The following is a 25,350-nucleotide window of genomic DNA, read 5'->3' as shown; positions in this document are numbered from 1 at the left end:
GCAGGGTGCCATGCGTAGACTCGTGGGGCAGGAGCGAAAGGCGGCCGGAATGACCCTTCTCGAGACGATCCGAGGTCCTCGCGATCTCGACGCTCTCTCGAAGGAGCAACTCGAGCAATTGGCCTCGGAGGTGCGCGAGTTCCTCGTCGCCAACGTGGCGAAGACGGGCGGGCACCTCGGCCCCAATCTCGGCGTCGTCGAGCTCACGATCGCGTTGCACCGCGTTTTCGACTCGCCGCACGATGCCATCGTGTTCGACACGGGGCACCAGGCGTACGTGCACAAGCTGTTGACCGGGCGACAGGACTTCTCGACGCTGCGTCAGACCGGAGGCCTGGCCGGATACCCGCAGCGCACGGAGTCCGAGCACGACATCGTCGAGTCGTCCCACGCGTCGAGCTCCCTGTCGTGGGCGGACGGCATCTCCCGCGCCTTCACCATGACAGGTCAGCGCGACCGTTACGTCATCGCCGTCGTCGGCGACGGCGCCCTCACCGGCGGCATGACATGGGAGGCGCTGAACAACATCAGCGACGACAACGACCGTCGCCTCATCATCGTGGTGAACGACAACGGTCGCTCCTATGCACCGACCATCGGCGGCATGGCCCGATTCCTCAACACCGTGCGCACCCGCCGCGGCTACAAGAGCCTCTACCTCACGTCTCGGGCGGCGTTCGACAAGCTGGGATCGCCGGGACGCGCCGTCTACCGCGGTATCCGCGGGGGAGTGCACGGGTTCCTGTCGCGCTTCTCGAACAACGAGGCGCTGTACTCGAACCTGGACATCAAGTACATCGGGCCCGTCCAGGGTCACGACATCCTTGCGCTCACCGAAGCCCTCGAACAGGCCAAGGAGTACGACGCTCCGGTCATCGTGCACGCGATCACCGAGAAGGGCCGCGGCTACGAGCCGGCGCTGCGCGACGCGGCAGACCAGTTCCACAGCGTGAACCCGATCGACCCCGAGACGGGGGAGCCGATCGCCCAGGCTGCGGGCGTGATGTGGCCGTCGGTCTTCGCCGACGAGATCGTGCGCCTCGCGGAGAAGGATCACACGCTCGTCGGCATCACGGCAGCCATGCTGCGTCCGGTGGGCCTCCACCGGTTCGCCGAGCGCTTCCCCGGACGCGTGATCGACGTCGGGATCGCCGAGCAGCACGCCGCCACCAGCGCGGCCGGAATGGCATTCGGCGGTCTGCACCCTGTCGTGGCGCTCTACGCCACATTCATGAACCGCGCGTTCGATCAGGTGCTGATGGATGTCGGCCTCCACAAGGCCGGCGTGACGTTCGTTCTCGCCAGCGCCGGAGTGACGGGTCCCGACGGTCCGAGCCACCACGGCATCTGGGACCTCGCGACCCTCCAGGTGGTGCCCGGTATCCGGATCGCCGCCCCGCGCGACGGTGAGCGCCTCCGTGAAGAGCTCGGAGAAGCCGTCGTCGTCACCGACGGGCCGACCGTCGTGCGCTACCCGAAGGGCGTCGTACCGGAGCCCATCACGGCTCTTCGTCGCACGGACGATGGGGTCGACGTGCTCAGCGAGGATCCCGCGCGCGACGTGCTGATCGTCGCCGTCGGCGCCATGGCGTCGACCGCGCTCGATGTCGCCCGGCGCCTCGCGGCTCAGGGGATCGGATGCACGGTCATCGATCCGCGCTGGGTGGTGCCCGTCCCCGGATCCGTCGTCGGCATGTCCGCCGGGCACCGGCTCGTGGTGTGCATCGAGGACGGCATCCGCGTGGGTGGCATCGGCACACGCATCCGGCAGGATCTTCGCGAGGCCGGCGTCGACACGGCCGTCACCGAGATCGGACTCCCTGACGAGTTCCTGGAGCACGGTTCACGTGCCGACATCCTCGAAGCAACGCGGATGACGCCGCAGCACATCGCGCACGACGTCATGGGCATGGTGCTCGGATCGAAGCTGCCGTACGCGCGCGGCGTGTCCAGCGACACCGGCAGCCAGCAGATCATCGCCTCACGCGACTGACGCCTCGCTCTGCAACGTCAGCCAGGTTCAACGGCCGCCGCGACCTCGTATCTGAGCGAGACGGTTCCGTCGCCGTGCTTCACGCTGTCGATCAGCCTCAGGTCGATGTGCTCGCGTGCAGCGAGCACAGGAGCACCACCGCCGAGCACGATCGGAATGATCGTCACCTCGATCTCGTCAAGCCGACCGATGGCGGCGAACTGCGCGACGAGATCGCCACCGCCCAGCAACCAGACATCGCGCTCGCCCGCTGTTGTCAGCAGTTCCTCGACAATCGCTGCGACATCGCCGCTGCGGAACCGCACGTCGTGTCCCGTCGCGGACGGGAGGTCGCGGTGAGTAAGGACCCACGCAGGGACGGTGAATCCCCAGTCCGCGTCGGGTTCGAGTCCGAGCAGGAACTCGTATGTCGACGCCCCCATCACCGCGGCGCCGATTCCGGCGATGAACTCCGGGATCCCCGCCTCCGCGGTGTCATCCGCCTCGACGCCGGTCTCGCGTGAGGTGAGCCAGTCGATCCGGTTGTCGCGGTCGGCGATGAACCCGTCGAGACTGGATGCCACGTAGTACCTGAAGCGCGTCATCCGGCCACCATAGAAGGAACCCCCGACAGAATCTGCCGGGGGTTCTCCTGCGTTCGGATGCTTACGCGCCGACGCCCTTGATCACTGGGTGGTGGAACGTGTCGCCGAACACGCGCTCGCTGGCGCCGACCCGATCGAGATACGGCGTGATACCGCCCATCTGGAACGGGAAGCCGGCGCCGAGGATCATGCACAGGTCGATGTCCTCCGGTGCCGCGACCACGTGGTCGTCGGCCAGCATGCGGTGGATCTCGTCGGCCAGTCCGTCCTGCAGCCGGGTGAGGATCTCGTCCTCCGACAGCGGATTCTTACCCGTCGTGATGACTTTCAGCGCGCCCTTGTCGAAGCCCTTGACGTTCCCCTTCGAGTCCTTCTCGAGCAGCTTCCCGTAGTCGGCCAGCTTGTGCAGGTTCTCACTCCGGTAGAAACGCTCGGGGAAGGCGGCATGGTGCGTGTCGAGCACGTGGGCACCCACCTTGAGGCCGACGAGGTCGAGCAGCACCGACGGCGCCATCGGCAGGCCGAGAGGGGCGATCGCCTTGTCCACGACCTCGAACGGCGTGCCGTTGTCGACCGCGTACATCGCCTCGCCGAGCAGCTTGGCCAGCACGCGGTTGACGACGAATCCCGGGGTGTCCGCGGTGATGACCGCGTTCTTCCGCAGCTTCGCGGCGGTGACCATCGCCGTCGACAGCGTCGCATCATCCGTCGCCGGGGCCTTCACCACCTCGATCAGCGGCATCACGGCGACCGGGGTGAAGAAGTGGAATCCAACGAGACGTTCGGGGTGCTCCAACTTCGCGCCGATCTTCTCCACCGACAGGCTCGACGTGTTGGTGGCGAGCACCGCCTCGGGGGAGATGATCTTCTCGATCTCGGCGAAGACATCCTGCTTCACGCCGAGCTCCTCGAAGACCGCCTCGATCACCCAGTCGCAGTCCGCGAACTCGGTCTTGTCGGTGGTTCCGTGGATCAGGGCGCGCAGGCGGTTCGCGTCGTCACCCGAGATCCGACCCTTGCCCTCGAGCTTGGCGATCTCATCGGTGATGTATGCGACACCCTTGTCGACCCGCTCCTGGTCGATGTCGGTGATGACTACCGGCACCTCCAGGCGACGCAGGAAGAGCAGCGCGAACTGGGATGCCATGTATCCGGCCCCCAGAACGCCGACCTTGGTCACCCTCTTGGCGAGAGCCTTGTCGGGGGCGCCTGCCGGCCGCTTGGCACGCTTCTGCGACAGGTTGAACGCGTAGATGGATGCCTGCAGCTGATCGCCGGCGATGAGGTCGGCGAGGGCGTCGTCCTCGAGTGCGAAGCACGCCTCCTTGTCACCGCTCTTGGCTGCCTTGAGCAGCTCGAGCGCCTTGAAGGGAGACTTCGGCACGGTGCCGAGGCGCGAGGAGACGGTGTCGCGCGCGATCTTGATGGCGATGTCCCACTTCGCCATCCGTTCGATCTTGCCCGGTGTGTTCTTGCGATCGACCTTCTCGGTGCCGTTCAGCACCCCGTCGGCGAAGCGGATCGAGTCCTCGAGAAAGTTGACCGGCGAGAAGATGCGGTCCGCAATGCCGAGGTCGAAGGCGTCCTGCGCCCTCAGCATCCGGTTCTGCTTCAACGGGTTCTCGATGACGACCTTGAGCGCGTTCTCGATGCCGATCAGGTTGGGCAGAAGGAACGTGCCGCCCCAGCCAGGGATCAGCCCGAGGAACACCTCGGGGAGGCCGATCGCGGCGGCCGATGCGTCGACCGTGCGGTAGTCGGCATTCAGCGGCAGCTCCAGACCGCCGCCGAGCGCGAGCCCGTTGATGAACACGAAGCTGGGCACGCCGAACTTCGCCTGCTTGCTCAGCACGAAGTGGCCCAGCTGGGCGAGCTTCTTGGCGATGTCACGGCTGGGAACCTCGGCGACCTTGGACAGGTCTGCCCCGGCGGCGAGGATGAACGGCTTTCCCGTCGTCGCCACGGCGTGGATCTCGCCCTTGGCGGCCCGCTCCGTCAGCTCGTCGTAAACCTTGGCCAGCTCGATCAGACCGACCGGTCCGAACGTGTTCGGACGCGTGTGATCACGACCGTTGTCGAGGGTGACGAGAGCGAGGACCTTGCCTGAGGCGAGGCGGACGTCGCGCACGAAGCTGTGCGTGACCACCTCGTCATCGGCGAAAGCCAGCAGATCGGTGAAATCGATGGAGGAATAGTCGGTCACGCCGATGCTCACTTTCCGTACTTCGCGTGGTGCGGGTTCTCCCAGATGACCGAACCGCCCTGACCGAGTCCGACGCACATCGCCGTGAGGCCGTAGCGGACCTCCGGGTGCTGCTCGAACTGGCGGGCGAGCTGGATCATCAGACGAACGCCGCTGGCCGCGAGCGGATGTCCGATCGCGATGGCGCCGCCCCACGGGTTGACACGGGGGTCGTCGTCGTCGATGCCGAAGTGGTCGAGCAGGCTCAGCACCTGCACGGAGAACGCCTCGTTCAGCTCGAAGAGTCCGATGTCGTCGATCGACAGCCCCGCGTTCTTGAGGGCCCGCTCCGTCGAGGGGATCGGGCCGAGGCCCATCACCTCGGGCTCCACGCCCGCGAATCCGAAAGAGACCATTCGCATCTTGGGCGAAAGGCCGAACTCCTTGGCGGCGCGTGAGGATGTCAGCAGCGCGGCTGTCGCGCCATCCGTCAGCGGCGAAGCATTGCCCGCCGTGACACGACCGTGCGGACGGAACGGGGTCTTCAGCGTGGCGAGGCCCTCCATCGTGGTCTCGGGACGCATGCCCTGGTCCTCGGTCGCCAGACCCCAGCCCTCGTCGGTGCGGTAGGACACGGTCACCAGGTCGGGCTGGATGTTGCCGGCCGCGTACGCAGCCGCGACCTTCTGCTGGCTTCGCATGCCGAACCGGTCGGCGCGCTCCTTCGTCAACGCGGGAAAGCGGTCGTGCAGACGCTCTGCCGTGTTGCCCATGTTGAGCGCCGCGGGGTCGACGAGCTTCTCGGACACGAATCGCGGGTTGGGGTCCACGCCCTGTCCCATCGGGTGGTGACCCATGTGCTCGACGCCTCCGGCGATGACGACGTCGTACTGACCGAACGCGATGCCCGATCCCGTCGTCGTCACGGCCGTCATCGCACCGGCGCACATGCGATCGATCGCGAATCCGGGAACCGTCGACGGCAGGCCGGCGAGGATCGCCGCGGATCGACCGAGCGTCAGCCCCTGGTCGCCCTGCTGCGTGGTCGCGGCGATCGCGACGTCGTCGACGCGATCCTTCGGCAGACCGGGATTGCGCTCGAGGAGTCCGACGATCGTCTTCACCGCGAGGTCGTCTGCCCGCGTGTTCCAGTACATACCTTTGTCGCCTGCGCGCCCGAACGGGGTACGAACCCCGTCGACGAACAGGACGTCAGCTCTTTCGGCCACTTTGCCTCCCATGATCAGGTCTCCTCACGATCCTAGAAACGTGACCTGAGTGCGAGGAATCGATTGAGCAACCCTACGAAGCGGGATCGGGCGGCGAGACGAGCGATTGGTCCGCTTCGACAAAGGATTCCGCCACGGTCTCGGCCGTCGCGGCGATCTGCCACGGACGCGCTTCCGATGCCTGCAGTGCCGCGGCGATTCCCGCTGCGTCGTGCTGCTCCGGCGGCGCCCAGGCGAGACGTCGAAGGGTGTCGGGAGCGAGCAGGTTCTCCACGGGCAGGTGCAGCGATCCGGCCACCTCGGTGAGTGCGGCGCGCGCGATCCGCAGACGTTGGTTCGCCTCGGGATTGCGATCCGCCCATGCGCGCGGCGGCGGGATGCTCTCACCGGTCGAACGGAGCACCGGGAGGTCGTCCGTGGTGCGGCCGCGGGAGATGGCATCCCACCAGCGGTCGATCTCCGTACGACTGGCGCGTCCCGTGAAGTCTTTCATCGCGGACAGCTCGCGCTTGCCGGATGGCATGGCCTTGGCTGCGGCCGTGATCGAGGCGTCGGGGAGCAACCGTCCAGGCGCGACGTCCTTCGTGCGGGCGAGGTCGTCGCGCGCGTTCCACAACTCGCGGGCGACAGCGAGATTGCGCAGACCGCGGATAGAGTGCACGCCGGACAGGCGTCGCCACGGCTCGCTTCGTGCCGCCTTCGGCGCCCGATTCAACTCGAAGGAGAACTCCTGCGCCGCGATGCTCTCCTTGCCGGCATCGGCGAGCAGCTTCTCTTCCGCCTCCATCAGGTCGACGAGGAGTTCCACGTCGAGCGCTGCGTACGTCAGCCAGGGCTGGGGGAGTGGCCGCGTCGACCAGTCGGCCGCCGAGTGCTCCTTGGCGAGATGGATGCCGAGCAGTTCCTCCACGATCGTCGCGAGTCCGACGCGAGGGAAGCCGAGGAGCCGGGCGCCGAGTTCCGTGTCGAAGATGGTCGCAGGATCGAGACCCACCTCGCGGAGACAGGCGAGGTCTTGACTGGCTGCGTGCAGGATCCAGGGAACACCGCCAACGGCCGCCTGCAGCTCGGAGAAGTCGCCGATCGCCGGCGGATCGAAGAGGTACACGCCGGATTCGCGGCGGAACATCTGGATCAGGTAGGCGCGTTGCGAGTAGCGGAATCCGGATGCGCGCTCGGCATCCACGGCCACCGGCCCCGTGCCGGAACTCAACGCGTCAACGGCCCGGTGGTACTTCTCAGGGGTGTCGACGACTTCGTATTCAGTCACGCGGTGCTCTTCGCTGGGTCAGGAGCCGCACCCCGTCGGGGAGCGGTGGAATGCCCGCGAGCATACACAGAAGATCGCCCCACGCGCTCACGTGGGCTCTCATATCGAACCCGGTGGGCGTCCAGGACGCGCGCAACTCGATCTGAGCGCCATCGCCCTGCCTCGCGAGCTCGCCGAATCCCGTGGAGATCACCTTCGTCGCGGTTCCGGATGCCGCCACGTAGTCCGCTCCCCGCTCGTCGAGTGCGTCGATGAGCCACGACCACGTCACGTCGGCCAGGAACGGATCCAGGCCGATGTCGGTCTCCAACGGAGCCTGCGCGAAGCAGACCACTCGAAAGCGTCCGCCCCATTCGTCGGATCCGGCCGGGTCGTAAAGCAGCACGAAGCGACCGGTGCCGAGGTCCGAATCGCGGCCGTGCCGTACGGGTGCGACATCCGCTGCGAGAGCGACCGCATACGGCGCGAGACCGGTCGGTGCGGGGATCTCGTCGACGGTCAGCTCCTGGCGAACGTCGATCCGTCTGACCGATTCCGCGGCCGCGCTGAACTCCGCAGGAATGCCGGGAGCAGCGGGAGTAGGGGACACGTTGGCAGACTAGAGTTTCGCCTCGGGAGTTCGAGGAAGGCACGCCGCATCGTCCGCGTGCCTTCGCGCTGAGGGGAGACGACGTGGGCAACCGAGTGGGGCGGATCCTGGTTCCGATCGGCATCCTGGCCGCGGTGGGGGCTGCGGCTGTCACCGCGTACGTCACGGCGGCGACCATGGTCGCACGCACCGTGGTGACGCCCGCTCGGCGCAGGAAGCAGGATGTCGACATCCTGTCGGTTGCACCCGATCTGTCCGCGGTCACGCTCTCCGGCACTGCCGACGCCCTCGCCGTGCCCGGTCGCTACGGTCTGTGGTTCTCGGACGACCGCGGATATGCACTGCTCGGCGATGTCATCGCCGAGGCCGAAGACGGAACCGTCACCCGGGCGGTGGAAAGCGTGCGCTGGGGTGCATTGGGCGAGGCCCGTCGCGGGCGGCTGGGCGGATGGTTCTACACCTCCCCGGCAGAACTCGGGCTCCCCGTCGAGAGCGTCGACATCGTCGTCGACGACGGCACAGCGCCCGCCTGGCTGTTCCCTGCTGCAGAGCCGTCGGATCGATGGGCGATCCACGTGCACGGTCGGGGCGCGCAGCGGCAGGAGACCCTTCGCGCCATCCCGCTCTTCCGCGAGAAGGGTTACACCAGCCTCGCCATCAGCTACCGCAACGACCGGGACGCCCCGGACAGCACGGACCACCGCTACGGGCTCGGCGCGACGGAATGGCACGACGTGGACGCGGCCATCGCCTTCGCTCTGGCGAACGGCGCGAAGGACGTCGTTCTCGTCGGATGGTCCATGGGCGGCGCGATCGTGCTCCAGACGGCGGTGCGCTCACCGCGTGCAGACAGCATCCGCGGGATCGTGCTCGATTCGCCTGTCATCGACTGGGTAGAGACCCTCGGATTCCAGGCAGACGAGATGCGGCTGCCACGGCCCGTGACCGAGGGCGCGCTCATCCTGTTGGACTCGGCGTGGGCGGCGGGTCTTGTCGGACAGGACGCGCCGATCGGCCTCGCCGGACTTGACTTCACCCTGCGCGCCCACGAACTCGCGGTGCCGGTCCTGCTGATGCACAGTGACGACGACGGGTACGTGCCCGCCGGCGGATCCCATCGCCTCGCGCACCTGCGTCCGGACATCGTCACGTTCGTGCCCTTCGCGCAGGCGAAGCACACCAAGCTCTGGAACTACGATCCGGTGCGCTGGTCGAACGCGATAACGGACTGGCTCGACGAGCTTTCGGCCGAACTCGAAGCGCGGGACGCCGACGAAACGTCGCCTGCGGCACGGAGCGGTGAGGGCCGCTGACCTGACCGGCACGACGCGAGCATGCTCAGCGACGCTTGAGCGTGACCTGGTGCTTCGTGCGGCCGAGAAGGGCCGTCATCCCGCGGACGCGCAGCGGTGACACCGCCTCGTTGAGACCGAGCTCCTGCGGGTAGTCGTCGGGAACGGCGAGTACCTCGCCTGCGGTCAGACCGGCGAGACCCTGCGCCAGAATCGACGCGAAGCCCCTGGTCGTCGGCGACTCGCGCGGGGCCGTTGCGTAGAGATGAACGATGTCGTCGTCATCCACCTCGACGAAGATGAACACGGGGGACTGGCACTCGACGACCCGCTCGAACAGATCGGGGTGATCCCGGTACCGCTCAGGGAGCTCCGGGAGTTCGTTGGAGAACTCCAGAAGAAGCTGGAGCCGTTCTCGCAACTCGAGCGCGAGGAACTCCTCTTTGATCTCCTGCAGAGTGGCGGGAAGCGTGTCAGTCGTCATCAGGCATCCATTTTCGCACGGTGGGCTCGGGAGTATCCGTCACAGAGGGGCGGCGGAGACGTGCCCCGCCGCCCCTGTGATCTGTGGCGGTCAGACCGCGGGAACCTCGCCCCGCTCGGTGCCCTTGATGATCGGGACGCGCACCGCGCTGCCCCACTCCGTCCAGGAACCGTCGTAGTTGCGGACGTTCGAGAAGCCCAGAAGGTGGGTGAGCACGAACCAGGTGTGGCTGGAACGCTCGCCGATGCGGCAGTAGGCGATCACGTCGTCGCCGTCCTGCAGGCCGGCCTCGCCCTTGTAGATGGCGTCGAGATCCGTGCGCGACTTGAACGTGGCATCCGGTGCCGCTGCTCGCGCCCACGGCACGGAGGCGGCAGACGGGATGTGGCCGGGACGCAGTGCACTCTCGGTCGGGTAACCGGGAATCTCCGTTCGCTCCCCGCTGTACTCCTCGGGCGAACGGACGTCGATGAGCGGCCCGTGTCCGAGATGGGCGAGGACGTCGTCCTTGAAAGCGCGGATGACGCTGTCGTCGCGCTGCACCACCGGGTAGGCGACGGGCGTCGGGGTCGGCTGCTCCGTCGTGATCTCGCGTCCTTCGGCGATCCACTTGTCGCGACCGCCGTCGAGGAGACGCACATCCTCGTGGCCGAACAGCGTGAAGATCCACAGGGCGTACGCGGCCCACCAGTTGTTCTTGTCGCCGTAGATGACGACGGTGCTGTCGCGCGAGATGCCCTTCTCACCCAGGAGCTGGGCGAAGCGCTCGGCCGAGACGAAGTCTCGGAGCACCGGGTCGTTGAGGTCGGTGTGCCAGTCGATCTTGACGGCCGTCGGGATGTGGCCCGTCTCGTAGAGCAGTACGTCTTCGTCTGATTCCACCACCACGAGGCCTTCGTCGCCGAGGTGTTCGGCGAGCCATTCGGTGCTCACCAGCCTCTCCGGATGTGCGTACTCGGCGAACTTTGCGGAATCGTCGAATCCCACGCTCATGGTTTCCTCCTTGTTGGCGCGTGCTGCGGGGGCGAATGGGCCGGAGCCTGCCGGTTAAGCTTGACGCCTGTCCCTCACGCGAACTTACGCACGGCCCGGCTGCTGCGCAGGGGGAACAGTAAGACTTCGACACAAAGGAACAGATGTCCGCGAGCCCGCTTCCGGAAGCCGATCGTCTCACCGCGGTGACGCCGTCGATCACGGGTCGCGAGATCGCGGCCGAGTTGGTTCCGCCGCCTCAGTTCCACACTGCCACGTTCGACTCGTATCGACCCGATCGGGATTTCCCCTCGCAAGCCGCCGCGGTGAGCACGTTGCAGTCGTTCGTCCGAACCTGGGCGCCGCAACAGCCAAGCGGATTCTTCGGGTGGGGTCGCAAGAAGGTGGTCGAGCACAAGCCGGGCGTCTACCTCGACGGTGGGTTCGGCGTCGGCAAGACCCACCTGCTCGCAGCTCTGTGGCACGCGGCGCCCGGTCCCAAGTACTTCGGGACGTTCATCGAGTACACCGCCCTGGTCGGTGCGCTCGGCTTCCAGCCGACCATCGACCTCCTGCGCGGGTCTCGCCTCATCTGCATCGACGAGTTCGAGCTCGATGATCCCGGCGACACCATGATGATGACGCGCCTGCTCGGCGCGCTGGTCGCCAGCGGCACTCGCATCGCGGCCACCTCGAACACGCCACCGCAGGCACTCGGCGAAGGACGCTTCGCTGCGTCGGACTTCCTGCGCGAGATCCAGTCGCTCTCCTCGCACTTCGAGACGATCCGGATCGACGGCCTCGACTACCGTCGCCGCGACGTCTCAGGGGAGGCGGCATCCGTGGACGACGACACGCTCGCGCGCGTGGTCGAGGCGATCCGCGGCCGCGGCGAGCACGTCACCGCCGACCGCTTCCGTGACGTCGTCGACCACCTGGCAACGGTGCATCCCTCGAAGTACATCAAGCTCGTCGCGGGAATCGACGTGATCGCTCTCGTCGATGTCGAGCAGCTCCACGACCAGATGGAGGCGCTGCGCTTCGTCGCGTTCATCGACCGCGTCTACGACGCCGAGATCCCCATCGTCGCGAGCGGAGTGCCGTTGAGCGACGTGTTCGACCCCGAGATGCTGCAGGGCGGATACCGCAAGAAGTACCTGCGGGCCACCTCGCGTCTCATCGCGCTCACGTCGGGCGAGCTCCCGCCGCACGACTGACGACGGCGCTGCGGATGCTTGTGCACGGCATCCGCATTCCTCTCGAATGCCCGCACGCGGCATCCGCGGACCGAATCGGCAGCGACCTCACCGCACCCGGAAACACGATGTTTACACCGGGGTGCGCGCCGTAACGGCCCCGAAACAACTCAACCTCTCACGCGAAATCTGCCGGCAGGAGACTGACGGCACCTCACCAAGAAGACCGGCACCCGAGCCGGATGGTGACGGCGACACCGGCTTTCATCGAGAGGGAGACCCTATGTTGCACCACGCAGCCGCGTACGACGCGGCCACCAGCGTGAACTCGCTGTGGCTGCTCGTCGCAGCGGCGCTTGTTCTGATCATGACGCCCGGTGTGGCGTTCTTCTACGGCGGCATGGTGAAGGCGAAGAGCGTCATCAGCATGATGATGATGAGCTTCGGCGCCATCGCGATCGTCGCCGTTCTCTGGGTGCTGTACGGATACGGCCTGTCGTTCGGCAAGCCGCTCATCCCGCACGTGCTGGGCACGCCCGACTGGGGTCTGTCGAGCCTTCTCGGCAAGGACGGCGCCACCCCCGACCTGAACACGCTGGCGTTCGCCGGCTTCCAGGCGACGTTCGCCATCATCACCGTCGCACTGATCTCCGGCGCCATCGCCGACCGTGCCCGGTTCGGTGCATGGATGGTGTTCGCCGGCATCTGGGTGACCGTCGTCTACTTCCCCGTCGCTTACTGGGTGTTCAACCTGCAGGACGGCTGGATCGCCTCGATCCTGCACGTGAACGACTTCGCAGGCGGCACGGCGGTGCACATCAACGCCGGTGCTGCCGGCCTCGCACTTGCGCTGGTCCTCGGCAAGCGCGTCGGGTTCCAGAAGGGGATGAGCAAGCCGCACAACGTTCCGCTGACGCTGCTCGGCGCCGCGCTCCTGTGGTTCGGCTGGTTCGGCTTCAACGCGGGCTCCGAGGCCGGAGTCGACGGAATCGCCGCCCTTGCCTGGATCAACACGCTCGCAGCACCGGCCGCCGCAACCATCGGCTGGCTCATCGTCGAGCGGATCAAGGACGGCAAGCCCACGTCCATCGGCGCAGCATCCGGTGCGGTGGCCGGTCTGGTCGCCATCACACCGGCCTGTAACATCCTGACGCCGTTCTGGGCGATCATCCTCGGCCTGCTGGTCGGTGCGGTGTGCGCCTTCGCGATCGACCTCAAGTTCAAGCTCGGCTTCGACGACTCGCTCGACGTGGTCGGCATCCACCTCATCGGCGGTCTGATCGGAACGCTCTACATCGGCTTCTTCGGTCTCACCCACGTGGACGGCGACGCGAGCAAGCCGTACTCGAGCCTGCTCTACGGCGGAAGCTTCCAGCAGCTCGGCGCCCAGGCCATCGGCGCATTCAGCGTGATGATCTACTCCTTCGTGCTGGCGTACGCGATCGGCTGGGTCATCCAGAAGACGATGGGATTCCGCATCAAGACCGAGGACGAGATCGCCGGCGTGGACACCTTCGTGCATGGCGAGGAGGGCTACGCGCTCGAGAACGCCTGATCAGTTCGATCGGAGTGAAGGGGCGTCGCGAAAGCGGCGCCCCTTCATCGTCGGTTCGGCGCACCGCGCCAGCCCGAATAACGCACCGCGCAGCCCCGAACGATCTGTCTACCCACCGATCGGCTGATCGTGAACCGACCGGAATACGGATGCCGCGGCCACGCTGCCACGGGACCGTAGAAGTATGAACGCTCCATTGAAGACAGCTCGTGTTTTGGTCGCCTGCTACGCAGGCTTGAGCGCGTGCTCGCTCGTCGTACTCATCGCCCTCACCATCGCGAACTCGCCGGTCGCGACCATCGCGGCGTGGATCCGGCTCTGCATCGTCTTCGCCACGTCGCTCCTGATGCTCGCCTTCGCACGCGGCGCGGTGCGCGGCTCCAGCCGTGCGTTGCTGCGCTGGCGTATCGTCGTCGCCATCATGATCGTGGCGATCGCCGTGGTCGTCTCGATTCCCGGGCTGTTCCCGCTCTGGCTACAGCTGGAACAGATCGTGTGCGGGCTTCTGCTCATCGCCGTGGCCGCGCTCATCTTCAGGAGGCAGACGACCGCATGAGCGCCGCGCCGGCGAGCACCTCGCGCCTCGGACCTGCAGTGGTCGCCTACGGACCATACGTGGTGGTCATCCTCGCCTCGATCTTCACGATTGCGACAGTGGCGCCGACGCCGGCCAAGACCGCCCAGCTGGTGCTCCTCGGGGCGGCGGTCGTCTGGATGCTCCTCGGGTACACGTTGCGTCCCGCTGGACGTAGAAGCATTCGGACGATGGCCGTCTTCGTCGCGGTCCTCCTCGCCATCTTCACGTCACTCGTGTTCTTCGCTCCCTGGTACGGGGTGCTCGCCGTCGCCGGCTACATCTACTCGTTCGCCGTCGTCCCGTGGCCCTGGCGACTCCTGTCGGTGTCGGTCTGCGCGGTGCTGGCCGGGACGGCACAAGCATCCGCTGCTCCGAAGAACACAGTCGCAGGGCTTCTCGTCTATGCCGCCGTGGTCGGGCTCAACGTCGTCGCGCTGTGTCTCTTCGCGTGGATCTACTGGCGAGCGGGAGTGCAGAGCGAGCAGCGCCGACTCGCGCTGGAGGAGAACGAGCGACTTCGCGAGCAGGTGGTGGGGCAGGCACGCGAGGCAGGCATCCAGGCAGAGCGCCAGCGCATGGCGGGGGAGCTGCACGACACCGTCGCCCAGGGACTCGTCGGAATCGTCACGCAGCTGGAGGCAGCGGTCCAGGTGCCGTCGGACCGCAGCGATCACGCACGTCATCTCGAAGCCGCGACCGTGCTCGCCCGCTCCAGTCTGGTCGAGGCGCGCAGGGCGATGCTCGCATTGGACCCGGGTGTCGGCCCTGGTGTCAGCCTCGCGAAGGCGCTGGAGGCCGCGGTCGACGAATGGGCGACCACGCACACCGTGCGCGCCGACTACACGGCAACGGGATCCGAGCGGGCATTGAATCACGATGCGGAGCATGCGCTGCTGCGCGTCGTGCAAGAGGCGCTGTCGAATGTGGCGAAGCACGCCCGCGCGAGTCGCGTCGGCGTAACGCTGACCTACCTGGACGATCGGGTACTCGTTGATGTGCGCGACGACGGGGTCGGATTCGACCCCGGCTCGGGATCCGAGCGCAACCCGCTCGACGGCGGTTATGGCCTGCCTGCGATGCGGAACCGCATCTGCCAGATCGGCGGACGCGTCGAAATCGAGTCGGAGCCTGGCCGCGGGACGGCGTTGTCGGTGGCGCTGCCAGTGGATGTGACAGAGCGGACACCCTCCAGTGAGTCGTCGGAAGTGGGCGAGGGGAGCGTTCATGATGCCTGACCAGGCGATCTCAGTGCTGGTGGTGGACGATCATCCCGTCGTTCGCGACGGTCTGATCGGAATGATCGCCTCCGATCCGGGTCTCGTCGTCGTCGGCGAGGCCGGCAACGGGGACGAGGCCGTCGAGGCGTGCGAAGCCCTCCGACCAGACGTCATGCTGCTCGACCTCAGGATGCCCGGCAGCGGGGGAGTGGACGCCATCCGGGCGCTCCGAGAACGAGGCGACGGCGTCCGCATCTTGGTCCTCACCACGTACGACGGCGATCGGGATGTCTCGCAGGCCCTGGAATCGGGCGCCACCGGATATCTCTTGAAGGATGCGACACGTGGCGAGCTGCTGGCGGGCATCCGTGCGACCGCACGCGGCGAGACGACGCTGGCCCCGTCGGTGACCTCGAAACTGGTGGGGCGATTCCGCGGGTCATCGAACGGCAGACTCAGCGAGCGCGAGCTGGACGTGTTGCGTCTCGTCGCCGACGGCCGCACGAACCGGATGATCGCCGATGCGCTTTTCGTCAGCGAAGCCACGGTGAAGAGCCACCTGCTCAACATCTACGCGAAGCTCGAGGTCGCCGACCGCGCAGCCGCCGTCGCGCAGGGGTATCAGCGCGGGATCTTGCGGTGAAAACCGACGCAACGTTCGACGCCTTCGGCGGAGACTTCGCGGTCGGATGGTCCGCGGCCCGCATGGGCAGGATCGTTGAAGATCCGGGGTCGGCACTCTCGTTCAGGCGCCGGCCGCGTTCCGCGATGCCCGGTCAGGCTCAGTGGGTGGCCCGAGTCACACAGCGGTGGTCGACAACCCGGTCACAGTCCCGCGTGAGCGGGTCAGTGGCCGGCCTACGTGTCGCCGATCGTGCGCGGCGAGGGCTCGAGCCGCTTCGTGGGACTCCGCGTTGGTGAGCGGCCCGACATCGGCTGCGCCGGCGCTGACCCCGCGCGTCGCAGTGCCCTCGACCGTTGACCCGACCTCGGAGGGCAGTCGGCTCTCAGGAAGGCTCGGATCGGGCGGAACTCGGGGTCGGCACGTGGTGGCTCGACGAGGCCACGCGCGTGGCCGCGCCACGTGAAGACGAGAGAGCCCCTGGTGCAACCAGGGGATCTCAATGGTGGGCGATACCAGACTCGAACTGATGACCTCTTCCGTGTGAAGGAAGCGCGCTACCAACTGCGCCAATCGCCCGCAGACACTCGATCTCTCGACCGCCGCGGGTACCGATACTAGCGGACGTTCGGACTCCGCCGCACATCCGTATGGACGTCCGGGCGCGTCGAAGTCGACCGACGCGCCCGGGATGCGACCCGCTGGCGCTCGGTTTGAATATCCGCAGGATCATCGGCTACAGTTTCAAAGCACGCAGAAATGCGAAGCAAAATGCGGATGTGGCGCAGTTGGTAGCGCATCACCTTGCCAAGGTGAGGGTCGCGAGTTCGAGTCTCGTCATCCGCTCGAGTGTGAGTCGGCCGCCGGCCGATGCAAGGATGTGGGAAGCCACACACGAACCCACACGGTGGCGTGGCCGAGAGGCGAGGCAGCGGCCTGCAAAGCCGTATACACGGGTTCGAATCCCGTCGCCACCTCCGCTCTCGATCTCGGTCGATACAACAAGAGCCTTCACAGGCGCGATTGGCGCAGCGGTAGCGCGCTTCCCTGACACGGAAGAGGTCACTGGTTCGATCCCAGTATCGCGCACAAGAGAAAACCCCCGGTCAGCCGGGGGTTTTCGCGTATCCGGGGAGCACGTTTCTGTTCAGCTCGTGGGGCTTATCGGCCTGGGGTTATCCGCCAGAACGTGTTGATCGTTCGGGTGTGTCATCCGCGTCCCAGCCAACTGCTGTCGGCGGGGTGCTCGTGGCGTCCAGGCTCGTGTCACAGCGCGAGAGCGCGGGCGTTCTTCGGGTGTGAGTGGGTGCGGGCGTGCTCGTCGCGCGTGCGAACGTTTGCTCGACATCCCGTTCGTAGCGGGCGGGAAACCGCGATGCCGAGATGACCCGCTCCTCTAGGCTGAAGACGTGACACGGGGTGCGCCGTCACGGCGCTGAGATCACACCCGTTGAACCTGCTCTAGTTCGTACTAGCGAAGGGATGTCGCGCATGCGCGTTGACACATCTGCGTCCGTTTCCACATCGGCACCGTCGACAACCGCGGAGGAGACCGATTGGGTCGCCGCTTCGGCCGAGGCACTTGAGCACGTTCGGGCTCGCGCCCCGCTGGTCCAGTGCGTGACCAATGCGGTCGTGACGGGCTTCACGGCGAATGTGCTCCTGTCGCTCGGGGCATCCCCAGCCATGGTCGACATCCAGGTCGAGGCCGGAGTGTTCGCCAGAGTCGCCGACGGTGTGCTGGTGAATCTCGGCACGCCGCATGCGGAGCAGCGAGCGGCGGCACGCGAGGCAGTCGCGTCCGCCATCGATGCGGGAACCCCCTGGGTGCTCGACCCCGTCGCCATCGGCGTTCTCCCTGTCCGGACGGAACTGGCGCGACACCTCGTCGAGAGGCGGCCTTCGATCATCCGCGGAAACGCGAGCGAGATCGTCGCTCTCGCGGGTGCGGGCTCTGGTGGACGCGGTGTCGATGCTGTGGACACGCCCGAGGACGCCGCCGATGCTGCCACGTCGATAGCCCTGGCGTCGCGCTCTGTCGTCGCGATCAGCGGCGAACTCGACCTGATCACCGACGGCGATCGGGTGGTGCGCGTCGGCAACGGCACTCCGCTGCTGACGCGGGTGACCGGCGGCGGATGCGCGCTCGGCGCCGTCATGGCGGCGTTCGCGGGCGTCTGTTCCGATCCCATGGTGGCCGCCGTCGCCGCGACCACCATCTACACCGTGGCCGCCGAGCAGGCGGCGACAGGATGCGCCGGCCCCGGTTCGTTCGCAGTCGGCCTCCTCGACCGGCTCGCCGCGGTATCCGCTGACGACATCCTCGCGAGCGCGGTGCTGTCGTGATCCGGTCCACGCCGGTGGTCGGCCCCTATCTCGTCACCGATACCGCACTGTCCGGTGAGCGAGGCGTGCTCGAGGTGATTCGCGCAGCGGTGGCGGGCGGCATCCGGACGGTGCAGATTCGGGACAAGACGGCGAGCGGCCGCAGCCTGTGCGAGCTGGTCACGGCGGCGGGCCGGATCACGAAAGGGCGCGCGCTGCTGCTCGTGGACGACCGCGTGGACGTCTACCTCGCCGTCCGGGCATCCGGTGGGGACGTGGCGGGTGTCCATCTGGGGCAGGGCGATCTGCCCGTGTCCGCTGCACGTGCCGTCATCGGCCCGGATGCCGTGCTGGGTCTGACGGCGAACACCTCGGAGCAGCTCAGGAAGATCGGAGAGCTGCCGCCCGGGACCGTCGACTACCTCGGCGTCGGGGTGATCCGTCCCACTGCCACGAAGCCGGATCATCCCGCTCCACTGGGTGTGAGCGGATTCGCACGCATCGCATCCGCCACACGACTGCCCTGCGTCGCGATCGGGGGCATCGTCCTCGATGACGTCGCAGGGCTCCGTGCAGCGGGTGCAGCGGGGGTCGCCGTGGTCTCCGCGATCTGCGCGGCTCCCGATCCGGAATCCGCGGCCCGTGCCTTCACAGACACATGGGACTCAGCGAATCCGACGACGGCCGATACGAGCTCTCGCGCGGTGGTGCGATGATTCCCCGAGTTCTCGTCATCGCGGGTTCCGATTCCAGCGGAGGCGCAGGCATCCAGGCCGATCTCAAGTCGATCGCGGCATGCGGCGGGTATGCGATGACCGCCATCACCGCGATCACGGCGCAGAACACTCGTGGGGTCACGCGCGTGCACCCGGTTCCGGCGGAGATGCTGCGGGCACAGCTCGATGCGATCGCCGACGACATCCGGGTGGATGCGGTCAAGATCGGGATGCTCGGCTCGTCCGAGCTCATCGCCACCGTGAGCGAGTGGCTGGTCGAGCACCGCCCGCCGCTCGTCGTTGTGGATCCGGTCATGGTCGCGACGAGCGGCGATCGCCTGCTGGACCCGAACGCGGAGTCGGCGCTCCGCCGCCTGTGCGCCGTCGCCGACCTCGTGACTCCGAACCTCCCCGAGCTGGCCATGCTCGCCGATGAGCCTCCCGCTGAGAACTGGGATGCCGCACTCGCTCAGGCGGTGCGGTTCTCCACACAGACATCCGCGGCGGTCGTCGTCAAGGGTGGCCACCTGGAAGGCGAGGAATGCCCGGATGCCCTAGTCGATGCAGCGTCGCCGACCCGCGTGATCGAGGTGCCGGGGGAACGCATCACGACGTCGAGCACCCACGGCACCGGATGCTCGCTGTCCAGCGCCCTGGCCGTGCTGATTCCACTGCGCAGTGATCGGGCACGGGCCCTCCGCGAGGCGAAAACGTGGCTGGCGAAGGCCATCCAGGGCGGGCCGGCACTGGGCGTAGGGCAGGGCCACGGACCCGTCGATCACTTCGCTGCCGTCCGGGCGCTGCTCCCCGGAGCGGACAGAGAGGCAGAGGGCGCGCGGGACACCTTGGACCCGACGGTGATCGCGGCGCAATGGTGGGAGGACATCACCGACGTCCGTGACGCCATCGATGAACTGCCCTTCGTTCGCAGACTCGCGGACGGGACTCTGTCCGAGGACGTCTTTCGCCACTACCTCCGACAGGACGCGCTCTACCTGCGCCACTACTCGCGAGCGCTGTCCCGAGCGAGCCGACTCGCACCGACCCGAGACGAGCAAGCGTTCTGGGCCGGTTCCGCGTTCGGGGCCCTGGAAGAGGAGTCGCGACTCCACCAGACCTGGCTCGGTGACGAGTCTGCGGCGATCGTTCCGTCCGAGGCGACACGTGCGTATCTCGACCACCTCGACCGAGCGGGAGCGGACTACAGCGTGCTGGTCGCCGCACTCCTGCCGTGTTTCTGGATCTACCAGGATGTCGGCACACGGCTCGCCGCGCACGCGCATGACGCGCACCCCTTCAACGCGTGGCTGCGGACGTACGCGGACCCCGCGTTCGAGGTCGCAACGCATCACGCGATCGAAGTCGTCACCCGGACCGCGGCAGGATCAGGCGCGGAGCGCAGGGCGCGCATGCAACGGGCGTTCCGCAGCTCCAGTCGGCACGAGTTGGCGTTCTTCGCGCAAGAGCCGGGTCCGCTGGGCTCCCGGGTGTTCTGACGAGGGCTCGGTGTTCACCCTGAGAACGGCTATCCGGTGGTGATCGAACTCTCAGCGTCGGGCGCTTCTGGCCACGGCGCTGCGCGACAGACGCGCCGTAGCGTGAGCACCGAGCCGAGAGGGGATCCGGATGGACGCGCTGCTGACCACGCAGATCATCGGCGGACCCGTTCCGTGGGTGCTCAGCGTTCTCTCGGCAGCCCTCGTGCTGGCGCTCGTCCTGCGGCGACCGCATGCCAGGTGGATGACTCTCGCCGGGGCCGGGATCCTCGCCGGGGCAGCGATCGCCCTGGTGCTCGTCATCGTCGCGGATGCCACGGCCGTGTTCGAGATCCCGCTGCCCCTCGACGCCGCCGCCTGGTCGATCGCGACCTTTGCCGCCGTCGGGCTCGGCGTGGTCAGCCTCTGGAAGACGAACTGGTGGCGCCGCACGCTGGCGGTCGTCGGGCTCGGCGTGTTCGTGGTCACCGGGGTGATCCAGGTCAACGCAGCGTTCGACCTCGACCCGACGGTCGGCGATCTGCTGGGGCTCGTGGTGCGACATCCGATCGCCCTGCCGAACAGCCATGGGACGGCTGCCCCCGCCGACGGTCAATCGCTCGCAGCGGGCTGGGTGGCACCGCGCGGCATGCCTTCGCAGGGCAAGACGGGCACCGTCGCCATTCCCGCGACGGTGTCCGGCTTCCAGGCCCGGCCGGCCGGGCTCTACCTGCCGCCGGCAGCCCTCGTGAAGAACGCTCCCCAGCTTCCGCTGGTCATCATGATGATGGGGTACCCGGGCACTCCGAGCCCCGAGCCGATCTCCACGGTGATGAACTCCTTCGCGAGCCGCCATGACGGCCTCGCGCCGATCGTGATCGTCGCCGACCAGATCGGCTCGGGAGGCGATCCCGCCTGCGCGAACTCCACGGCGCGGGGCGACGCGGCCACCTATGTGGAGACCGACGTCGTGAACTGGGCGACAAAGCACCTGCGGATCATCAAGGACCCGCGCTCCTGGACACTGGCCGGATACTCGAACGGCGCGACCTGCGCCGTGAAGTTCGCCGCGGAGAAGCCGGACCTGTTCCGCAACGTGCTCGCGGTCTCTCCGGAGGCGTATCCCGGGATGCACTACACGCAGAGCGTCATCGACTCGGTCTACAACGGCAGCACGTCGGCGTGGACTGCCGACAAGCCGGAGACGATCCTCGCGGCACACGCCGGAACGTACGGCAGTGTCGACGCGGTCTTCACGACCGGTGCGCTGGACACGGCCTTCGGACCCGCGACGCGATCGCTCGCTGCCGCGGCGAAATCCGCCGGCATGCACGTGACGCTGCTCACCCTGCCCGGCGTCGCGCATGTCGGGAAGAACCTCACGACCGGGCTCACCGCGGGGTTCGCGAAGCTCGCACCGACGCTCGGCCTCACGAACGCCTGCGCGCGCTGCTCGACGGCATCCCACTGACGCCGTCTTCTGCGCCCTGCTGCCGTCGGCGGGCGCCCGTTCCGGCGGATAAAGTGGGAAGACATCCCTTTTCCTTCATCGATCCAGGAGTGGACAAGTGCCGGACGGTTTCGAGCTGTTTCCCGACCGTTCCGTTGTCGCCATGCGCGTCAACGGCGAGTTGAAGGATCTGGCGACGACCGTGACGACGACGGATGACGTGATCCCCGTGACCATCGACTCGCCTGACGGGTTGAACATCCTTCGACACTCGGCAGCGCACGTTCTGGCGCAGGCCGTGCAGTCGATCAACCCCGAGGCGAAGCTCGGTATCGGCCCCCCAATCACCGACGGCTTCTACTACGACTTCGACGTGGACGCCTCGTTCACGCCCGAAGATCTGAAGGCGCTGGAGAAGGCGATGGATCGCATCGTCCGCCAGGGCCAGCGCTTCGTGCGTCGCGTCGTCACCGACGACGAGGCACGAGCCGAGCTGGCGAACGAGCCGTACAAGCTCGAGCTCATCGGGCTCAAGGGCGGTTCGGCGTCGTCGGCGAACGACGGTGAGCACGCGCTCGGTACCGACAACGAGAACGTCGAGGTCGGCGGCGGGGAGCTGACGATCTACGACAACGTCAACCCGAAGACCGGCGAGGTGCTCTGGAAGGACCTCTGCCGCGGTCCTCACCTGCCCAACACGCGACTCATCGGCAACGGGTTCGCGCTCACGCGCGTCGCGGCCGCGTACTGGAGGGGCAGCGAGAAGAATCCGCAGCTGCAGCGCGTCTACGGCACGGCATGGCCGTCGAAGGACGAGCTCCGTGCCTACCAGGAGCGGATGGCGGAGGCCGCGCGCCGCGACCACCGCAAGCTCGGCGCCGAACTCGACCTCTTCTCGTTCCCCGACGAGATCGGATCCGGACTGTCGGTGTTCCACCCCAAGGGCGGGATCATCCGCTACGAGATCGAGAACTACCTGCGGTCGCAACTGCTGCGCAACGGGTACGAACTCGTCAACACGCCGCACATCACCAAGGCGCACCTGTACGAGATCAGCAAGCACCTCGAGTGGTATGCCGACGGCATGTTCCCGCCCATGCATGTGGACGAGGAGACGGATGACGAGGGCAACGTCGTCAAGCCCGGCCAGGACTACTACCTGAAGCCGATGAACTGCCCGATGCACAACCTGATCTTCCGTGCGCGCGGGCGCAGCTACCGGGAGCTCCCGTTGCGCCTCGCGGAGTTCGGCACCGTGTACCGGTATGAGAAGAGCGGAACGCTCTCCGGTCTCACCCGCGTTCGCGGTCTGACGCAGGACGACGCACACGCGTACGTCGCGCCCGAGCAGGTCAAGGGCGAGATCGCGACGCAGCTCGAGCTCGTGCTGGAGACCCTGCGCGGATACGGTCTCAGCGACTTCTACCTCGAGCTGTCCACCAAGGATCCCGACAAGTACGTCGGTGACGACGCCGTCTGGGAGGAAGCGACCGAGACGCTGCGCCAGGTCGCGCTCGAGTCCGGACTGGAGCTCGTGGACGATCCGGGCGGAGCCGCTTTCTACGGCCCCAAGATCTCCGTGCAGGCGAGGGACGCCATCGGCCGCACCTGGCAGCTCTCCACCGTGCAGCTCGACTTCTTCGAGCCGGAACTCTTCGAGCTCGAGTACACGGCCGCCGACGGCACCCGCAAGCGTCCGGTCATGATCCACCGCGCCCTGCTCGGATCCATCGAGCGGTTCTTCGCGATCCTGCTCGAGCACTATGCCGGCGCATTCCCGGTGTGGCTCGCACCCGTGCAGGTGATCGGGATCCCGGTGGCCGACGAGTACGCGCCGTACCTGGAGGAAGTGGCACGTCGCCTGCGCGGACACGATGTCCGCGTCGAGGTGGATCGCTCCGACGACCGCATGCAGAAGAAGATCCGCAACGCGACCACGCAGAAGATCCCGTTCCAGCTGATCGTGGGGGAGCAGGACCGCGCAGGCGGCACCGTCAGCTTCCGGTTCCGCGACGGGTCCCAGTTGAACGGCGTGCCCGTCGACGATGCCGTGGAGCGCATCGTGCGGTCCATCCGTGAGCACGAGCAGGTCGTCACGGCATGGCCCGCCTGACGCTCGACTCGTACGAGTCGGGGGAGGGCGACGACCGGGACGCCGTGCAGATCGACGATCCATCGCACCTCGTCGGTGTTCCGGACGAGTTCCAGCGGCTCTGGACGCCGCACCGCATGGTGTACATCCAGCAGGGACAGCAGTCGCCGCACGGCGACGAGTGCCCGTTCTGCGTCGCACCCACACTGACGGACGAGCAGGCACTGATCGTGCACCGCGGAACGCACGCGTACGCCCTGCTGAACCTGTTCCCCTACAACAGCGGTCACCTGCTCGTGTGCCCGTACCGTCACGTCTCGTTGTACGACGACGCGACGCCGGAGGAGACGGAGGAGATCGCGACGATCACGCAGACCGCGATGCGTGTCATCCGCTCGGTCTCCCGCAACGACGGCTTCAACATCGGCATGAACCAGGGCGAGATCGCGGGAGCCGGCATCGCCTCGCACCTGCACCAGCACCTCGTGCCGCGGTGGCGGGCGGACGCGAACTTCCTGCCGATCGTCGCGAAGACGAAGGCGCTGCCCCAGCTCCTCGGCGAGGTGCGCACAGCGATCGCGGACGCCTGGCCCCGCTGATCGGGCGAGCGGATGCGCGACCGCGCTCAGCGCACCTGCGTGACGGCGAACTGCATGCGCGGGTGAGCGTAGAACACCTGCGACTCCACGAGGAGCAGCTCGCGCGAGCCGTTCTCATACGTGTTCGTCAGAAGGTCGAAGACGCTCGAGACCGTGCTTGCGAGCGCGTCGGCAGCACTGCCCGTCGAACGGTAACGGGCCGTGAACAGGGCTGCCGTGACGTCACCCGATCCGTTCGCCTTCATCGGGATGAGCGGCGTCTGCACGATCCAGGCGCCCTTCCCGTCCACAGCCAGCATCTCGATCGTGTCGGCCGGGCGATCGGGGCGCTCCACGCTGGTGACGAGCACGGTGTCGGGTCCGGATGCGCGCAGCAGGTCGACGGATGCCAGCGTCGACTCGAGCGAGTCCGGCTCGGTGTCCGTGAGATACCCCAGCTCGAACTGGTTGGGCGTGACGATGTCCGCGGCGGGAACGACGCGGTCGCGCAGCAGTATGGGGATTTCGGGCGCCACGAAGCATCCGGACTTCGCGTTCCCCATCACCGGATCACAGGCGTACACGGCTGCCGGGTTGGCGGCCTTCACACGGGCGACGGCGTTCAGGATCACGTCACCGATGCCGTCGCTGCCCTGGTATCCGGAGAGCACGGCGTCGATGTCGCCGAAGACGCCGCGCTCCTCGATGCCGGTGATCACGTCGGCGACGTCGGCCGGGGCGATGAGCGGGCCGCGCCAGGCACCGTAGCCGGTGTGGTTCGAGAAGTTCACCGTGTAGACCGGAAGCACCTCGACCCCGATGCGCTGCAGCGGGAAGACGGCCGCGGAATTGCCGACGTGGCCGAATGCGACAGCGGACTGGATCGACAGGATCTTCACCGATCGATCATGTCACGGACGGACGGACGCCTCGATCCGGCCACGTTCGCGGT

21 protein-coding genes, 4 tRNA genes and 1 riboswitch are annotated in these 25,350 nt (G+C 67.2%); of the genes, 16 read left to right on the top strand and 9 right to left on the bottom strand.

Annotated elements, in window-relative coordinates:
• Positions 1–49: 49 nt before the first annotated feature.
• Entirely contained in the window at positions 50–1,993 is a 1,944-nt protein-coding gene (dxs, locus tag ACX9R5_RS12420; protein WP_459409345.1) for a 1-deoxy-D-xylulose-5-phosphate synthase, read from the top strand.
• Between the two features lie 17 nt (positions 1,994–2,010).
• On the opposite strand, the gene ACX9R5_RS12415 is transcribed toward dxs, so the two are convergent.
• From ACX9R5_RS12415 to ACX9R5_RS12395, 5 genes are all read right to left on the bottom strand, one after another.
• The gene (locus ACX9R5_RS12415) at positions 2,011–2,577 is read right to left on the bottom strand and encodes a dihydrofolate reductase family protein (protein WP_459409344.1); all 567 of its coding nucleotides are present in this window, start codon (positions 2,575–2,577) and stop codon (positions 2,011–2,013) included.
• A gap of 61 nt (positions 2,578–2,638) precedes the next feature.
• Positions 2,639–4,780 (bottom strand): 3-hydroxyacyl-CoA dehydrogenase NAD-binding domain-containing protein, encoded by a 2,142-nt coding sequence (locus ACX9R5_RS12410; protein ID WP_459409343.1) that lies wholly within the window; start codon positions 4,778–4,780, stop codon positions 2,639–2,641.
• Positions 4,781–4,788: 8 nt separating this feature from the next.
• Complete coding sequence (locus ACX9R5_RS12405; protein ID WP_459409680.1) at positions 4,789–5,988, bottom strand: thiolase family protein; 1,200 nt, start codon at positions 5,986–5,988, stop codon at positions 4,789–4,791.
• 73 nt (positions 5,989–6,061) lie between these two features.
• Positions 6,062–7,258, bottom strand: coding sequence for an HRDC domain-containing protein (locus tag ACX9R5_RS12400; RefSeq protein ID WP_459409342.1), 1,197 nt, complete (start codon positions 7,256–7,258; stop codon positions 6,062–6,064).
• Entirely contained in the window at positions 7,251–7,847 is a 597-nt protein-coding gene (locus ACX9R5_RS12395; protein WP_459409341.1) for a DUF3000 domain-containing protein, read from the bottom strand. The genes ACX9R5_RS12400 and ACX9R5_RS12395 overlap by 8 nt, the downstream gene beginning before the upstream one ends.
• A gap of 83 nt (positions 7,848–7,930) precedes the next feature.
• Between ACX9R5_RS12395 and ACX9R5_RS12390 the strand changes: the two genes are divergently transcribed.
• The gene (locus tag ACX9R5_RS12390) at positions 7,931–9,160 is read left to right on the top strand and encodes an alpha/beta hydrolase family protein (RefSeq protein ID WP_459409340.1); all 1,230 of its coding nucleotides are present in this window, start codon (positions 7,931–7,933) and stop codon (positions 9,158–9,160) included.
• Positions 9,161–9,185: 25 nt separating this feature from the next.
• On the opposite strand, the gene ACX9R5_RS12385 is transcribed toward ACX9R5_RS12390, so the two are convergent.
• Together ACX9R5_RS12385 and ACX9R5_RS12380 are read right to left on the bottom strand one after the other, a co-directional pair.
• Positions 9,186–9,623, bottom strand: a complete 438-nt coding sequence (locus ACX9R5_RS12385) for a SufE family protein (RefSeq protein ID WP_459409339.1) — start codon at positions 9,621–9,623, stop codon at positions 9,186–9,188.
• Between the two features lie 90 nt (positions 9,624–9,713).
• Positions 9,714–10,616: a sulfurtransferase gene (locus ACX9R5_RS12380; RefSeq protein ID WP_459409338.1), complete on the bottom strand. Its 903-nt coding sequence runs from the start codon at positions 10,614–10,616 to the stop codon at positions 9,714–9,716.
• Positions 10,617–10,759: 143 nt separating this feature from the next.
• On the opposite strand from ACX9R5_RS12380, the gene zapE reads away from it, so the two are divergent.
• The 5 genes from zapE to ACX9R5_RS12355 all read left to right on the top strand — a co-directional run bounded on the left by zapE (position 10,760) and on the right by ACX9R5_RS12355 (position 15,783).
• Positions 10,760–11,812 carry a cell division protein ZapE gene (zapE, locus tag ACX9R5_RS12375; protein ID WP_459409337.1) on the top strand — a complete coding sequence of 351 codons (1,053 nt, stop codon included), beginning with the start codon at positions 10,760–10,762 and terminating at the stop codon, positions 11,810–11,812.
• 262 nt (positions 11,813–12,074) lie between these two features.
• The gene (locus ACX9R5_RS12370; RefSeq protein ID WP_459409336.1) at positions 12,075–13,346 is read left to right on the top strand and encodes an ammonium transporter; all 1,272 of its coding nucleotides are present in this window, start codon (positions 12,075–12,077) and stop codon (positions 13,344–13,346) included.
• Between the two features lie 184 nt (positions 13,347–13,530).
• Positions 13,531–13,902, top strand: coding sequence for a hypothetical protein (locus ACX9R5_RS12365; RefSeq protein WP_459409335.1), 372 nt, complete (start codon positions 13,531–13,533; stop codon positions 13,900–13,902).
• Positions 13,899–15,158 (top strand): sensor histidine kinase, encoded by a 1,260-nt coding sequence (locus ACX9R5_RS12360; RefSeq protein ID WP_459409334.1) that lies wholly within the window; start codon positions 13,899–13,901, stop codon positions 15,156–15,158. Before ACX9R5_RS12365 ends, ACX9R5_RS12360 begins: the two co-directional genes overlap by 4 nt.
• Entirely contained in the window at positions 15,148–15,783 is a 636-nt protein-coding gene (locus ACX9R5_RS12355) for a response regulator (RefSeq protein WP_459409333.1), read from the top strand. The genes ACX9R5_RS12360 and ACX9R5_RS12355 overlap by 11 nt, the downstream gene beginning before the upstream one ends.
• 482 nt (positions 15,784–16,265) lie before the next feature.
• Here ACX9R5_RS12355 and ACX9R5_RS12350 read toward each other — a convergent pair.
• Positions 16,266–16,341, bottom strand: a tRNA-Val gene (locus ACX9R5_RS12350).
• Between the two features lie 194 nt (positions 16,342–16,535).
• Here ACX9R5_RS12350 and ACX9R5_RS12345 point away from each other — a divergent pair.
• The 9 genes from ACX9R5_RS12345 to ACX9R5_RS12305 all read left to right on the top strand — a co-directional run bounded on the left by ACX9R5_RS12345 (position 16,536) and on the right by ACX9R5_RS12305 (position 24,419).
• Positions 16,536–16,608: transfer RNA gene (locus tag ACX9R5_RS12345), tRNA-Gly, on the top strand.
• A 60-nt stretch (positions 16,609–16,668) separates the two neighbouring features.
• Positions 16,669–16,739 (top strand) — tRNA-Cys (locus tag ACX9R5_RS12340).
• A 40-nt stretch (positions 16,740–16,779) separates the two neighbouring features.
• A tRNA-Val gene (locus tag ACX9R5_RS12335) sits at positions 16,780–16,851 on the top strand.
• Positions 16,852–17,167: 316 nt separating this feature from the next.
• Positions 17,168–17,262: riboswitch (TPP riboswitch) on the top strand.
• Positions 17,254–18,108 carry a hydroxyethylthiazole kinase gene (thiM, locus tag ACX9R5_RS12330; protein WP_459409332.1) on the top strand — a complete coding sequence of 285 codons (855 nt, stop codon included), beginning with the start codon at positions 17,254–17,256 and terminating at the stop codon, positions 18,106–18,108. It overlaps the preceding riboswitch by 9 nt.
• Positions 18,105–18,803, top strand: coding sequence for a thiamine phosphate synthase (gene thiE, locus ACX9R5_RS12325; protein ID WP_459409331.1), 699 nt, complete (start codon positions 18,105–18,107; stop codon positions 18,801–18,803). The genes thiM and thiE overlap by 4 nt, the downstream gene beginning before the upstream one ends.
• Complete coding sequence (locus ACX9R5_RS12320; RefSeq protein ID WP_459409330.1) at positions 18,800–20,299, top strand: bifunctional hydroxymethylpyrimidine kinase/phosphomethylpyrimidine kinase; 1,500 nt, start codon at positions 18,800–18,802, stop codon at positions 20,297–20,299. Before thiE ends, ACX9R5_RS12320 begins: the two co-directional genes overlap by 4 nt.
• 130 nt (positions 20,300–20,429) lie before the next feature.
• The gene (locus ACX9R5_RS12315; protein ID WP_459409329.1) at positions 20,430–21,749 is read left to right on the top strand and encodes an alpha/beta hydrolase; all 1,320 of its coding nucleotides are present in this window, start codon (positions 20,430–20,432) and stop codon (positions 21,747–21,749) included.
• A 142-nt stretch (positions 21,750–21,891) separates the two neighbouring features.
• A complete protein-coding gene (gene thrS / locus ACX9R5_RS12310) occupies positions 21,892–23,841 on the top strand; it encodes a threonine--tRNA ligase (RefSeq protein ID WP_459409679.1) in 1,950 nt (649 codons plus the stop codon).
• Entirely contained in the window at positions 23,829–24,419 is a 591-nt protein-coding gene (locus tag ACX9R5_RS12305) for an HIT family protein (protein WP_459409328.1), read from the top strand. The genes thrS and ACX9R5_RS12305 overlap by 13 nt, the downstream gene beginning before the upstream one ends.
• 26 nt (positions 24,420–24,445) lie before the next feature.
• Here the strand turns inward: ACX9R5_RS12305 and pdxY are convergent, their stop codons facing one another.
• A complete protein-coding gene (gene pdxY, locus ACX9R5_RS12300; protein WP_459409327.1) occupies positions 24,446–25,297 on the bottom strand; it encodes a pyridoxal kinase PdxY in 852 nt (283 codons plus the stop codon).
• Positions 25,298–25,350 lie beyond the last annotated feature (53 nt).

It is taken from the genome of Rathayibacter sp. CAU 1779, assembly GCF_054551755.1.
Note: the sequence above shows the minus strand (reverse complement) of the source record. Positions and strands in the feature narration are given on the sequence as shown.